The following is a 13,139-nucleotide window of genomic DNA, read 5'->3' as shown; positions in this document are numbered from 1 at the left end:
GACTTGAATTGTGCCGCATCACGTGTCACATAATTCGCATGAGGCGAAGAATCCCGTGCGGGAATCGCGTCGCCGCCAGCCGCAGGAGATCCGACATGTATGCACAGCTCGTCGAGACCGGGGCCGCCGAGACCTCGGAGAAGGACCGGGAGTTCCAGGCCAAGATCGACCGCGGCGTGCGGATCGAGGCGAACGACTGGATGCCCGAGGGCTACCGCAAGACGCTGATCCGCCAGATCAGCCAGCACGCGCATTCCGAGATCGTGGGCCAGCTGCCCGAGGGCAACTGGATCACCCGCGCGCCGAGCCTGCAAAGGAAGGCGATCCTGCTGGCCAAGGTGCAGGACGAGGCGGGCCACGGGCTCTATCTCTACTGCGCCGCCGAGACGCTGGGCATCAGCCGCGATGAGATGACGGCGCAGCTTCTCTCGGGCAAGGCCAAGTATTCCTCGATCTTCAACTACCCCACCCTGACCTGGGCCGACATGGGCGCCGTCGGCTGGCTCGTCGATGGCGCGGCGATCATGAACCAGGTGCCGCTGCAGCGCTGCTCCTACGGCCCCTACTCCCGCGCGATGATCCGCGTCTGCAAGGAAGAGAGCTTTCACCAGCGGCAGGGCTTCGACGTGATGCGCCAGCTGTGCCAGGGCACCGAGGAGCAGAAGGCGATGGCGCAGGACGCGCTCAATCGCTGGTGGTGGCCCTCGCTGATGATGTTCGGGCCGTCGGACAAGGACTCGGTCCATTCCGAGCAATCGATGCGCTGGGGCATCAAGCAGAACACCAATGACGAGCTGCGGCAGAAATTCGTCGACCAGACCGTGCCGCAGGCCGAATGGCTGGGCCTCACCGTCCCCGACCCGGAGCTGAAGTGGAACGAGGACAAGGGCGGCTACGATTTCGGCGAGCCGGACTGGTCCGAGTTCTTCGAGGTCATCAAGGGCAACGGGCCGTGCAACAAGGACCGCCTCGCCGCCCGTAACAAGGCCTGGGACGACGGCGCGTGGTATCGCGACGGGCTGACCGCCCATGCCGAGAAGCAAAAGCAACAGATCGCGGCGGAGTGAGCGACATGAGCAAGGAATGGCCCCTGTGGGAGATCTTCATTCGCGGCCAGCATGGGCTGTCGCATCGGCATGTGGGCTCCCTGCACGCGCCCGATGCCGAGATGGCGCTGAAGAACGCGCGTGACGTCTACACCCGCCGCAACGAGGGCGTGAGCATCTGGGTGGTCGAATCCGCCAAGATCGCGGCCTTCGACCCCGACACTGCCGAGCACAACTTCGCAGCCCCCAAGAGCAAGGTCTATCGCCACCCGACCTTCTTCGAGATCCCCGACGACGTGGGGGCGATGTGATGGATCCGCTCGTCACCTTCTGCCTGCGCATGGGCGACACGGCGCTGATCCTCGGCCAGCAGACCGCCGCCTGGTGCGGCCACGCGCCGGTGCTGGAAGAGGACATCGCCTTCGCCAACATGGGGCTCGACCTGATCGGCCAGACCCAGCTGTGGTACGAGATCGCGGCAGAGGCCGAGGGCAAGGGCCGCACGCCCGACGACCTCGCCTTCTTTCGCACCGAGCGGCAGTTCCTCAACGCGCAGCTGGTCGAGCGGCCGAACGTGGACTTCGCCCACGCGCTGATGCGGCAGTATCTTTTCGACGCGTGGCACCTGCCGATGCAGGAGGCTTTGTGCGAAAGCGGCCATGAGCCGATCCGCGGGCTGGCGCAGAAATCCGTGAAGGAGGTGCGCTACCACATCGACCGCTCGCGCGACCTGATCGTGCGTCTGGGCGATGGCTCGGAGGAAAGCCGCGCCAAGATGCAGGGCGCGCTCGATGCGCTGTGGCCCTATGCCGCCGACCTGATGGCGACCGACGAGGTAGAGAAGACGCTCGCCGAGCAGGGCGTGCTGCCCGATCTCCACCGGGTGCGCCGCGCCTTCGACGCCGAGACCGCCGCCACGCTGGAGCGCGCGACGCTTGCCATTCCCGAGAACGGCCACGCCCGCACCGGCGGCCGCAGCGGCATCCACACCGAGACGATGGGCTACATCCTAGCGGAGATGCAATCGGTCCCGCGCAGCTACCCCGACGCCCGCTGGTGACCGCCATGCGGCCCGACACCGACACCGTACGCGGCTGGCTGGGCGAGGTCCCCGACCCCGAGATCCCGGCGATCTCGGTGGTCGATCTCGGCATCGTCCGCGATGTCGGCTGGGAGGGCGAGACGCTGGTGGTCGACGTCACACCCACCTATGCGGGCTGCCCCGCGACGCTGGTGATCGCGCTCGACATCGAAACGGCGCTGCACGCGCGCGGCATCGAGAAGGTCGAGGTGCGCCGCAAGATGTCGCCCGCCTGGTCGACCGACTGGATCAGCCCCGAGGGCCGGCAGAAGCTGCTCGATTACGGCATAGCCCCCCCGCAGCTGAATGCCGCCAACTGCGCGGGCATGCTCTCGGCCCAGACCGCCGCCTGCCCGCAATGCGGCTCGGAGAACACCGAGATGCTGGCGGGGCGCGGCTCCACCCCCTGCAAGGCGCAGTTCCGCTGCCGCGACTGCCGTGAGCCCTTCGATTACTTCAAGGCGATCTGATGCAAGAGTTCTACCCGCTGACCGTCACCGGCATCGACCACGACACGCGCGACGCCGTGGTCGTCTCGCTCGCCCCCGCCAAGGGCGATTGCGAGCGCTTCCGCTTCCGCCCCGGCCAGTACCTCACCTTCCGCCGCGATTTCGACGGCGAGGAGCTGCGCCGCTCCTACTCGATCTGCGCCACCCCCGAAGAGGGGCTGCGCGTCGGCATCAAGAAGGTCGATGGCGGGGCCTTCTCCAGCTTTGCCAAGCACGAACTGCAGGTCGGCGACAGGCTCGACGCGCTGCCGCCCCAGGGCCGCTTCCACGCCCCCGAGGAGGCGGGTGAGAAGCATTATCTCGGCTTTGCCGCGGGCTCCGGCATCACGCCGGTCCTGTCGATCGCCAAGAGCATCCTGCAGGGCTCGCTACAGGCGCGTTTCACGCTGGTCTATGGCAACCGGCAGCTCTCCTCGGTGATGTTCAAGAGCGAGATCGGCGATCTGAAGGACCGCTATCTCGACCGGCTCAACGTCGTGCATGTGTTTTCGGGCGAGGCGCAGGAGATCGAGCTGTTCTCGGGCCGGATCGACGCCGAAAAATGCCGCGCGCTGTTCGGCCCATGGGTGAGCCCAAAGGCCGAGATGGCCTTCATCTGCGGCCCCGAGGCGATGATGAAGGACGTGGCCACCGCGCTCGAAGAGGCGGGCATGCCGAAGGACAAGATCAAGTTCGAGCTGTTCGGCGCCGCCCAGCCGGGACGCGCCAAGATGCGCGAGGGTGCCAAGGCCGCGCGCGAAAGCGGTGATATGGTCCGTGCGACCGTCATCCTCGACGGCGTGTCGCGCAGCTTCACCATGCCGCGCAGCGGCCAGTCGGTGCTGGAGGCCGCGCGCGAGCACGACATCGACGCGCCCTATTCGTGCAAGGCGGGCGTCTGCTCGACCTGCATCGGCCGGGTGAAATCAGGCGAAGTGGAAATGATGCAGAACTACGCTCTCGAGGACAACGAGGTGGCGGACGGGCTGGTGCTGACCTGCCAGTGCCTGCCGCTGTCGGACGAGATCACCATCGAATACGAAGGACACTGAGACATGCTGGACGCCATCCCGACAGAGCCGCGCCGCCTTGAAAGCTACGTCGCGGGCCGCTGGCAGGCCGGCACCGGCGAGGGCCAGGTCGTCACCGATGCCGCGACCGGCGACCCGGTCGCCCGCGTCGACGCCACCGGCATCGACATGGGCGAGATGCTGCGCCACGGCCGCGAGGTGGGCGGGTCCAGGTTACGCGAAATGACGACGCATCAGCGCGCGATGATGATGAAGCGGATCGGGCTGGCGCTCATGGAGCGCAAGGAAGAGCTCTACGCAATCTCGACCGCCACCGGCGCCACCCGCTCCGACGGTTGGATCGACATCGAGGGGGGCATCGGCACGATGCTGTCCTATGCCTCGAAGGGGCGTCGTGAGCTGCCCAACGCCCATGTCATCCCCGACGGGCCCCCCGAGATCCTGTCCAAGGACGGCAGCTTCATCGGCCAGCACATCCTGATGCCGCTCGAAGGTGTCGCGATCCACATCAACGCCTTCAACTTCCCGGTCTGGGGCATGCTGGAGAAGCTCGCGCCGACTTGGCTCGCAGGCATGCCCGCCATCGTGAAGCCCGCCAGCCAGACCTCCTATCTCACCGAGGCCTGCGTCCGGCTGATGCTGGAGACCGGCGAGCTGCCCGAGGGCGCGCTGCAGCTCATTTGCGGCCGCACCGGCGATCTTCTGGATCGGGTGACCTGCCAGGACGTCGTGACCTTCACCGGCTCGGCGGCCACCGCGCGCAAGCTGCGCAATACCCCGGCGATCATCGAGAACGCGGTGCGCTTCACCGCTGAGGCTGACAGCCTCAACGCCTGCATCCTCGGGTCGGACGCCACGCCCGACAGCCCGGAATTCGAGCTGTTCGTGAAGGAAGTGCATCGCGAGATGACCGCCAAGGCGGGCCAGAAATGCACCGCGATCCGCCGCGCCATCCTGCCACGCGCACTGGTCGAGCCTGCCGTCGAGGCGCTGCGCGCCCGGATCGAGAAGACGGTGATCGGCCACCCGGCCGACAAGGAGACTCGCATGGGCGCTTTGGCCTCGACCGACCAGGTCGAGGAGGTGCGCCGCGCCGTCGAGGCGATCGGTGCCGAAGCGCGCGTCGCCATCGCGCCGGGTTCGGTGCCCGAGAAAGGCGCCTTCGTCGCGCCCTGCGTTCTGGTCTGCGACGATCCGCTGACCGCGAAGGCCCCGCACGAGATCGAGGCCTTCGGCCCGGTCTGCACGCTGATGCCCTATGACAGCCTCGACGAGGCCATCGAGATCGCCAATCGCGGTGCGGGCTCGCTCGTGGCTTCGGTCTTCACCGACGACACGGAGGTCGCCAAGACGCTGGGCCGCGGCATCGCCAAGCTGCATGGCCGGGTGCTGTTCGGCAACCGCCTCTCGGCCAAGACCTCCACGGGCCACGGCTCCCCCCTGCCCCAGATGGTGCATGGCGGGCCGGGCCGCGCCGGTGGCGGCGAGGAGCTGGGCGGCATGCGCGCGGTGAAACACTTCATGCAGCGCACCGCGCTGCAGGGCACGCCGGATCAGTTGACGGCCGTCATCGGCCAGTGGATGCCGGGCGCCGCGCGCCGCGAAACCGAGGTGCACCCGTTCCGCAGGTCGCTTGCGGAGCTGGAGATCGGCGACACCATCGTCACGCCCGCGCGCAAGGTCACGCTCGAGGACATCGAGCATTTTGCGAATTTCACCGGCGACACCTTCTATGCCCACATGGACGAGGACGCCGCAGCGCGGAACCCGTTCTTCGAAGGCCGCGTCGCGCATGGCTACCTGATCGTCTCCTTCGCCGCCGGTCTTTTCGTGCAGCCCGACGAGGGCCCGGTGCTCGCCAATTACGGCGTTGATTCCCTGCGCTTCATGACCCCGGTGAACGCGGGCGACAGCTTGCGCGTCCAGCTTACCGCCAAGCAGATCAACCCGCGCGAAACGGATGACTATGGCGAGGTCCGCTGGGACTGCACCGTGCTGCGCGACGACGCGGAGGTGGTGGCGCAATACGACGTGCTGACGCTCGTGGCGAAACAGCAGCGCGATCTCTGATGGCCCGCGTCTATGCCTATGACGGGGTGGTGCCGGTGGTCGATCCGACCGCTTTCGTCCACCCCGAGGCGGTGCTGATCGGCGATGCGCATGTGGGCGCAGGCGCCTATGTCGGCCCTGGCGCGATCCTGCGCGGCGATTTCGGTCGGGTCGTCGTCGGCGCCAACGCCAATCTGCAAGAAACCTGCGTGATGCACGCCTTTCCCAACAAGGACGTGGTGATCGAGGAGCGCGGCCATGTCGGCCATGGCGCGGTGCTGCATGGCTGCCGCGTCGGCGAGAACGCGATGGTCGGCATGAACGCGGTGATCATGGACGATGTGGTCATCGGGGCCGAGAGCATCGTAGCGGCACTCGCCTTCGTGAAGGCCGGGATGCAGATCCCGCCGCGCTCGATGGTCGTGGGCATGCCCGCCAAGATGATCCGCGAGCTCACCGAAGACGAGGTCGCGTGGAAGAGCCAGGGCACCGCGGTCTACACGCGGCTCGCGGCGGAGGCGGGCGGGAAGCTCGTCGCCTGCGATCCGCTGCCCCGCGCCGAAGAGGGCCGCAAGAGGGTCGAGGCCCCGGCCTATGATCCGAAATACCTCGCCACGCCGCAGAAATGACGCGCTAGAGCGGCAGCACGCCGCGCGTCTTGACCGCGCGCAGCACCATGTTGGTCTGCGCGCTGGCCACCGCCGGCTGGCGGAACAGGAACTCTTCGAGAAACGCGTTGTAGGCGGCGAGGTCGCGGCACAGCACCCGCAGGTGATAATCAGCCTGCCCCGTCGTGGCATAGCATTCCTGCACCTCGGGCCGGGCCTGCACCGCGCGGATGAAATCCTCCACAGGCCGCATCTCGTGGCGCACGAGGCTGACATGCACGATCGCCTGAAAGGACAGCCCGCAGGCCTCGGGATTGAGCCGCACGCCCGGCCGCTCGATCGCCCCCGCCTCCTCCAGCGCCCGCACCCGCCGCCAGCAGGAAGAGGCCGACATAGCGACCCGCTCGGCCAGATCGGCATTCGACAGGCGCCCGTCCTCCTGCAGCGCCGTCAGGATGCGGATATCGGCGGGATCGAGTGAGGTGACCATGGCATTCCATCAAGGGCGCTCGCCGTGAAACGGCATCCCGCAAACTACCGCTGATCGCGCGAAACTGAAAGCAATATCCAGGCCGCGCGGTCCACAGTGAGGCAAGCCAGAGTCGGGGAGGACTCCGCCATGACCGATCAATCGCACAGCTTCCGCAGCTACAAGCTGTCCGACCGCTACGACCGCACCGAGGGGCGCGTGTTCCTCACGGGCACGCAGGCGCTGGTGCGCGTCATGCTCGACCAGGCCCGGCGCGACCGCAAGGCCGGGCTGAACACCGCGGGCTTCGTCTCGGGCTATCGCGGCTCGCCCCTGGGCGCGCTCGACATGGAGATGTGGCGCGGCGAGAAGCAGCTGAAGGAGCACCGGATCGAATTCCTGCCCGCGGTGAACGAGGATCTCGGGGCGACGGCGGTGCTCGGCGCGCAGCAGGTCGCGCTCGACCCCAAGCGCGAGGTCGAGGGCGTTTTCTCGATGTGGTACGGCAAAGGGCCGGGCGTCGACCGCTCGGGCGATGCGCTCAAGCACGGCAACGCTTACGGCTCGTCCGCGAAGGGCGGGGTTTTGGTGGTCGCGGGCGACGATCATGGCTGCGTGTCGTCCTCCATGTCGCACCAGTCCGACGTCGCCTTCATGTCGTGGTTCATGCCAGTGCTGAACCCGGCCTCGGTCGCCGAATACCTCCCCTTCGGCGAATGGGGCTTCGCCCTGTCGCGCTTCTCGGGCACATGGGTCGGCTTCAAGGCGGTGTCGGAGACGGTCGAGAGCGGCCAGTCGGTCGAGCTGCTGCCGCCGCGCGACTTCGCCCAGCCCGATTACACCGCGCCGCAGGGCGGGCTGCATGTCCGGCTCTCGGACCTGCCCTCCCCCGAGATCGAGGCGCGGATGCAGCACAAGCTCGCCGCCGTGCAGGCCTTTGCCGAGGCCAACCCGATCGACCATGCGATATATGGCGTCGCGGAGGCCCGCTTCGGCATCGTCACCACCGGCAAGGGCCATCTTGACCTGATGGAGGCGCTGCGGCTGCTGGGCCTCGACGAGACCGAATGCCGCCGCCTTGGCATAGACGTCTACAAGGTCGGCATGGTCTGGCCGCTGGCGCGAAAGGCCGCGCTCGACTTCGTGCAGGAAAAGCAGGAGGTCTTCGTCGTCGAGGAAAAGCGCGGCATCATCGAGAGCCAGCTCAAGGAATATTTCTACGACTGGCCCGGCCACAAGCCCGAGCGCATGGTCGGCAAGTTCGACGGGCCGGGCAACGCGCTCCTGCCCTGGACCGGCGAGCTGTCGCCCAAGGTGCTGCTGCCGGTTCTGGCCCAGCGTCTCGACAAGCTGTTCCCCGGCGAGGGTTTCCCGGCCAAGGCGAAGGCGCTGACCGAAACACCGCCACCGGTCCTGACCATTCCCGGCGCGACCCGTACGCCCTATTTCTGTTCGGGCTGCCCGCACAACACCTCGACCAAGCTGCCCGAGGGCAGCCAAGCCAATTCCGGCATCGGCTGCCACGTCATGGCGTCGTGGATGGACCGCGAGACGCTGGGCTACGCGCAGATGGGCGGCGAGGGCGTGCCTTGGGCCGTGACCTCGAAGTTCAACGGCAATCGCCACATCTTCCAGAACCTGGGCGAAGGCACGTGGTATCACTCCGGCAGCCTCGCGATCCGGCAGGCCGTCGCGGCCAAGACCAACATCACCTACAAGATCCTCTACAACGATGCCGTCGCCATGACCGGCGGCCAGCCGGTCGACGGCCCCGTCAGCGTGCAGGCCATCGCCCACTCCTGCCGGGCCGAGGGGGTCGAGCGGATCGCACTGGTCTCGGACGATCCGATGAAGTTCGAGCCTTCGGACCTGCCCCGCGGCACCACCATCGATCATCGCCGCGAGCTCGATCGCATCCAGCGCGAGCTGCGCGAGATCCCCGGTGTCACGGTGCTGATCTACGAGCAGACCTGCGCCACTGAAAAGCGCCGCCGCCGCAAGCGCGGCACGATGGAGGACCCCAAGCGCTTCGCCTACATCAACGAGCTCGTGTGCGAGGGTTGTGGCGATTGCTCGGTCGCCTCGAACTGCCTGAGCGTGGAGCCGAAGGAGACCGAGTTCGGCCGCAAGCGCAAGATCAACCTGTCGAGCTGCAACAAGGATTTCTCCTGCCTCGAAGGCTTCTGCCCGAGCTTTGTCACCGTCGAGGGGGCGACGCGCCGCAAGCGCGAGGGCGCGGGGCTTGATGCGCTGGCGCTGGCGCGTGAACTGCCTCTGCCCGATCTTCCTGCCTTGTCGAAACCCTACGAGCTTCTGGTCTCGGGCGTCGGCGGCACCGGCGTCGTCACCGTCGGCGCGCTGATCACCATGGCCGCGCATCTCGAGGGCAAGGGGTCGAGCGTGCTCGACTTCACCGGCTTCGCGCAGAAGTTCGGCACGGTGCTGAGCTACATCCGCCTCGCCCGCAGCCCCGAGGAGATCCATCAGGTCCGGATCGAGGCTGGCACGGCGGATGCGGTGATCGCCTGCGACATCGTCGCCTCGTCCTCGCCCAAGGCGAGCGTCTGCTACCGCCGTGGCACACGGGTCGTGCTCAACCGCGCCGAGATGCCCACCGGCGATCTGGTTCTGCACCGCGACGCCGACCTCAAGGTCGACGCGCGCGAAGCGGCGATCGCGCAGGCGGTGGGCGCCGAGAAGCTCGACGCCTTCGACGCCAACGCCGTGGCCGAGGCGCTCTTGGGCGACGCCGTGTTTTCCAATGTGATGATGCTCGGCCATGCCTGGCAAAGCGGCCTCGTGCCGGTCAGCCTCGCGGCGCTGGAGCAGGCGGTGGAACTCAACGGCGTGGCGATCGAGAAGAACCGGCTGGCGCTGGCTTACGGGCGGCTTCTGGCGGCAAGGCCCGAAACCCTCGACGGGGCCCTGGGCCGCAAGCCTGCCGCGTCTCGGACGCTGGAGGAGCTGATCGAGAGGCGCGCCGATTTCCTCGTCGCGTATCAGGACGAGGCCTGGGCGCAGCGTTACCGCGACCGCCTCTCGGCCTTCCGCGCCGGGCTGGAGCTGCCCGAAGACGCGGCCGAGGAGCTGACCCGGCTGGCCGCGAAGTCGCTGTTCAAGCTGATGTCCTACAAGGACGAATACGAGGTCGCGCGGCTGCACGAGGAGACCGGCTTCGAGGAGCGGCTGCGCGCGGAGTTCGAGGGCGATTTCAAGGTGAAGCATCACCTCGCGCCGCCGCTTCTTCCCTTGGGCCGCGACAGTCGGGGCCGTCCGCGCAAGCGCGCCTTCGGGCCTTGGATCAAGCCGGGGTTCCGGGGGCTGGCCAGGCTCAGGCGCCTGCGGGGCACCGCGCTCGATCCCTTCGGCTACACCGAGGAGCGGCGCATGGAGCGCGCCCTGATCGGCTGGTTCGAGGCGGTCATGTCGGATTGCCGCAAGGCGGCCAATGCGGGGGATCTCGACAGCTGCCGCGAGATGCTGGCGGCGCCTATGGAGATCCGGGGCTTCGGACCGGTCAAGGCCGAGGCGGTGGCGCGGGTAAAGCCCCGCGTCGAGCAACTGCGCGCCGCGCTGGGCTAGCCCGGCCGGAGCGCGGCGGAACGGCCCCTCGGGGGTCGTTCCGCCGATCGCGATCAGGCCGCGGCCGAAGCCTTGCCGCCGAGGGTCAGGCCGCGCAGCTTGCGGGCCAGGGCGCGGAAAACGTCTGCGACATGATCGGCGCGCATCTGCCGTGCCTCGGACATGAGGGCTTCGATTTCGGCTTGGGTCGGGCGGGCGTAGAGATCGTTATGGGTCATCACAAGCTCATCTGGAACAACTGGGGGCTTCATCGCCCTCATGCCTGCCAAATGGGCGTGTTTGCGTTCGAATGCCAGTCAATGCCGCCATGCGGCAAACGCATGACCGCGCGCAGCACTTGCGCCGCGCGCCCGCAGCAGGCGGCGCGCGGCTTTGAAGCGATTCGGCCCGGCCGGGACCGCCATGATGCGCGAAACGGGGTGGCGACGCCGTTCGACGTCGCGAAGCCCTGCGGGATGTGCAAAAAATCCGGTCACGATGCTTGATGCGACGCCTGCCACCGGTCTAGACGATTGGGCTTCAACAATTCAGGTGAATTGCCGTGCTAGCCAAACTCTGGATGAACTTCATCGCGCCGCTTTTGCGGCGTCCTCCGCGCTACCAGGTGGCGGCCCTGTGCTACCGCGAGAGCGACCGGGGCCTTGAGGTGCTGCTGGTGACCTCCTTGGAAACCAAGCGCTGGATCCTGCCGAAAGGCTGGCCGAAAAAGGGCTTCGACGCCGAGGGCACCGCGCTCGACGAAGCCTGGGAAGAGGCCGGCATCCGCCCCGTGGGCGGCGGACAGGGCCTGATCGGGCGCTACCGCTACACCAAGCGCCTGCGCGGCAACGTGCCGGTGGTGACGGATGTGGATGTCTACGCCTTCGAGGGGGCGGAGCTGCAGGCGGATTTTCCCGAGGCCGACCGGCGCGAACGGCGCTGGATGTCGCCCGAGGAGGCCGCCGAGAAGGTCGAGGAGCCGCAGCTCAAGACGCTGCTGCGCGATCTGCCCGCCGGCCTTCGCAAGCGCGCCTGAGCCGATGCGCCCTGCCCGCCGCTGCCGTCCTTCGTCCCGCTCTTTTTCGCCTCGCCCTCTCTCGCCCCGCCCCCGCCCGCAAGGAGCCGACCGTTGACCCAGAACGATCCCTCGCATCAGTGGAAGACGCTCGACCGGGACCTGAACCGGCTGTCGCGCTTCGAATCCGCCTCGATGTATGCCTCGCGTCCGCTCGTCGGCGTCGGGGCCTCGCTCGTCTTCGTCACCCTCGCCGCGCTCGTCGCGGCGGTGCTGACCGGCGGTGAGCCGCAAAGCCTCGTCGTCGTCGTCGCCGCCGCCTTCGGCGCCTACATGGCGATCAACATCGGCGCCAACGACGTCGCCAACAACATGGGCCCCGCCGTCGGCGCCAAGGCGCTCTCGATGGCCGGCGCGATCGTCATCGCCGCCGTCTGCGAAAGCGCGGGCGCGCTTCTGGCGGGCGGCGACGTGGTCTCGACCATTTCCAAGGGGATCATCGATCCCGCCGGCCTCGCCAATGCGCAGATCTTCATCTGGGCGATGATGGCGGCGCTGCTCTCGGCCGCGATCTGGGTCAACATCGCCACTTGGGTCGGCGCGCCGGTCTCGACCACCCATTCGGTGGTCGGCGGCGTGATGGGCGCGGGCATCGCGGCGGCGGGCCTCTCGACCGTCAGCTGGCCGACCATGGGCGCCATCGCGGCAAGCTGGGTCATCTCCCCCGTTCTGGGCGGCGTGATCGCGGCGGCGATGCTCGCCTTCATCAAGTGGCGCATCATCTACGTCGAGGACAAGATCGCCGCCGCGCGCACATGGGTGCCGGTGCTGATCGGCCTGATGACCGCCGCCTTCGCCGCCTATCTCGCGCTCAAGGGTCTCAAGCGGCTGGTCAAGATCGACATGCTGACCGCGCTGGCGATCGGCGCCACGGCGGGCATGCTCTTCACCGCCCTGTCGCGGCCGCTGATCCGGCGGCAATCCGTCGGGCTGGAGAACCGCAACAAGTCGCTCAAGGTGCTGTTCAGGGTGCCGCTGGTGGTCTCGGCGGCGCTGCTGTCCTTCGCCCATGGCGCCAACGACGTGGCCAATGCGGTCGGGCCGCTCGCGGCGGTGGTCTATGCCCAGCAGGCCTCGGGCGTGGCGGGCGAGGTCGCGATCCCGCTTTGGGTGATGGTGATTGGCGCGGTCGGCATCTCGGTCGGCCTGGTGCTGTTCGGGCCAAAGCTGATCGGCATGGTCGGCAGCCAGATCACCAAACTCAACCCGATGCGCGCCTATTGCGTGGCGCTTTCGGCGGCGGTGACGGTGATCGCCGCCTCGTGGCTCGGCCTGCCGGTCAGCTCGACCCATATCGCGGTGGGCGGTGTCTTCGGCGTCGGCTTCTTCCGCGAGTGGCACGCCGAGCGGCGCGCCCGCAAGATCAACGACGGCCGCCCGCCCGCGGCGCGGATCGCCAAGCAGGAGCGCGCGCGGCGCAAGCTGGTGCGGCGTTCGCATTTCCTCACCATCATCGCGGCCTGGGTCATCACCGTCCCCGCCGCGGCGCTGCTCTCGGCGTTGTGCTTCGTGCTGCTGCGCCAGATCGGCTTCTGACGCCTCGGACCATGCGCCGTCTCGTTCCGATCCCGAGGGATCGGTCGAGGCGGCCGGAGTTTAGAAGGGTGCTTTGTCGCCGGAACAAGTTTCGCCGGCCTCCAGCGGCAGACGCCTCGATCATTCGATCGAACATCCGCACGGCGCCACAAGACCAAGGGCTCCTATGATTGCAGGCTTCCGATAGGGGAACGC

At 67.8% G+C, this 13,139-nt stretch carries 13 protein-coding genes; 11 read left to right on the top strand and 2 right to left on the bottom strand.

Annotation, left to right across the window (positions count from 1 at the left end):
• The first annotated feature begins 95 nt into the window (after window positions 1-95).
• Genes paaA through NHG85_RS09095 form a run of 7 tightly spaced genes read left to right on the top strand, consistent with a single transcriptional unit; the run spans window position 96 to window position 6,324 of the window.
• Window positions 96-1,067, top strand: a complete 972-nt coding sequence (paaA, locus tag NHG85_RS09125; protein ID WP_253331657.1) for a 1,2-phenylacetyl-CoA epoxidase subunit PaaA — start codon at window positions 96-98, stop codon at window positions 1,065-1,067.
• Window positions 1,068-1,072: 5 nt separating this feature from the next.
• Window positions 1,073-1,357, top strand: coding sequence for a 1,2-phenylacetyl-CoA epoxidase subunit PaaB (gene paaB / locus NHG85_RS09120; RefSeq protein ID WP_253331656.1), 285 nt, complete (start codon window positions 1,073-1,075; stop codon window positions 1,355-1,357).
• Window positions 1,357-2,106 (top strand): 1,2-phenylacetyl-CoA epoxidase subunit PaaC, encoded by a 750-nt coding sequence (gene paaC, locus NHG85_RS09115; RefSeq protein WP_253331655.1) that lies wholly within the window; start codon window positions 1,357-1,359, stop codon window positions 2,104-2,106. Before paaB ends, paaC begins: the two co-directional genes overlap by 1 nt.
• A gap of 5 nt (window positions 2,107-2,111) precedes the next feature.
• Window positions 2,112-2,597, top strand: coding sequence for a 1,2-phenylacetyl-CoA epoxidase subunit PaaD (gene paaD, locus NHG85_RS09110; protein ID WP_253331654.1), 486 nt, complete (start codon window positions 2,112-2,114; stop codon window positions 2,595-2,597).
• Window positions 2,597-3,667, top strand: coding sequence for a ferredoxin--NADP reductase (locus NHG85_RS09105; RefSeq protein WP_253331653.1), 1,071 nt, complete (start codon window positions 2,597-2,599; stop codon window positions 3,665-3,667). Before paaD ends, NHG85_RS09105 begins: the two co-directional genes overlap by 1 nt.
• Window positions 3,668-3,670: 3 nt before the next feature.
• Window positions 3,671-5,716, top strand: a complete 2,046-nt coding sequence (paaZ, locus tag NHG85_RS09100) for a phenylacetic acid degradation bifunctional protein PaaZ (protein ID WP_253331652.1) — start codon at window positions 3,671-3,673, stop codon at window positions 5,714-5,716.
• Window positions 5,716-6,324 (top strand): acyltransferase, encoded by a 609-nt coding sequence (locus NHG85_RS09095; protein ID WP_253331650.1) that lies wholly within the window; start codon window positions 5,716-5,718, stop codon window positions 6,322-6,324. The genes paaZ and NHG85_RS09095 overlap by 1 nt, the downstream gene beginning before the upstream one ends.
• 4 nt (window positions 6,325-6,328) lie before the next feature.
• Here the strand turns inward: NHG85_RS09095 and NHG85_RS09090 are convergent, their stop codons facing one another.
• A complete protein-coding gene (locus tag NHG85_RS09090) occupies window positions 6,329-6,793 on the bottom strand; it encodes an Lrp/AsnC family transcriptional regulator (protein WP_253331649.1) in 465 nt (154 codons plus the stop codon).
• Window positions 6,794-6,922: 129 nt separating this feature from the next.
• On the opposite strand from NHG85_RS09090, the gene NHG85_RS09085 reads away from it, so the two are divergent.
• Window positions 6,923-10,354 carry an indolepyruvate ferredoxin oxidoreductase family protein gene (locus tag NHG85_RS09085; RefSeq protein WP_253331646.1) on the top strand — a complete coding sequence of 1,144 codons (3,432 nt, stop codon included), beginning with the start codon at window positions 6,923-6,925 and terminating at the stop codon, window positions 10,352-10,354.
• Window positions 10,355-10,407: 53 nt separating this feature from the next.
• Here the strand turns inward: NHG85_RS09085 and NHG85_RS09080 are convergent, their stop codons facing one another.
• Window positions 10,408-10,614: an RSP_7527 family protein gene (locus tag NHG85_RS09080; RefSeq protein WP_253331644.1), complete on the bottom strand. Its 207-nt coding sequence runs from the start codon at window positions 10,612-10,614 to the stop codon at window positions 10,408-10,410.
• A gap of 60 nt (window positions 10,615-10,674) precedes the next feature.
• On the opposite strand from NHG85_RS09080, the gene NHG85_RS09075 reads away from it, so the two are divergent.
• From NHG85_RS09075 to NHG85_RS09065, 3 genes are all read left to right on the top strand, one after another.
• Complete coding sequence (locus tag NHG85_RS09075) at window positions 10,675-10,839, top strand: hypothetical protein (RefSeq protein WP_253331642.1); 165 nt, start codon at window positions 10,675-10,677, stop codon at window positions 10,837-10,839.
• Between the two features lie 56 nt (window positions 10,840-10,895).
• Window positions 10,896-11,369: an NUDIX hydrolase gene (locus NHG85_RS09070; RefSeq protein WP_253331640.1), complete on the top strand. Its 474-nt coding sequence runs from the start codon at window positions 10,896-10,898 to the stop codon at window positions 11,367-11,369.
• 93 nt (window positions 11,370-11,462) lie between these two features.
• The gene (locus NHG85_RS09065; protein WP_253331638.1) at window positions 11,463-12,944 is read left to right on the top strand and encodes an inorganic phosphate transporter; all 1,482 of its coding nucleotides are present in this window, start codon (window positions 11,463-11,465) and stop codon (window positions 12,942-12,944) included.
• The last annotated feature ends 195 nt before the right edge of the window (window positions 12,945-13,139 follow it).

The organism is Limimaricola litoreus, assembly GCF_024159025.1.
GTDB classification, from domain to species: Bacteria; Pseudomonadota; Alphaproteobacteria; order Rhodobacterales; family Rhodobacteraceae; genus Limimaricola; species Limimaricola litoreus.
This window is presented reverse-complemented; position numbering and strand designations above follow the sequence as displayed.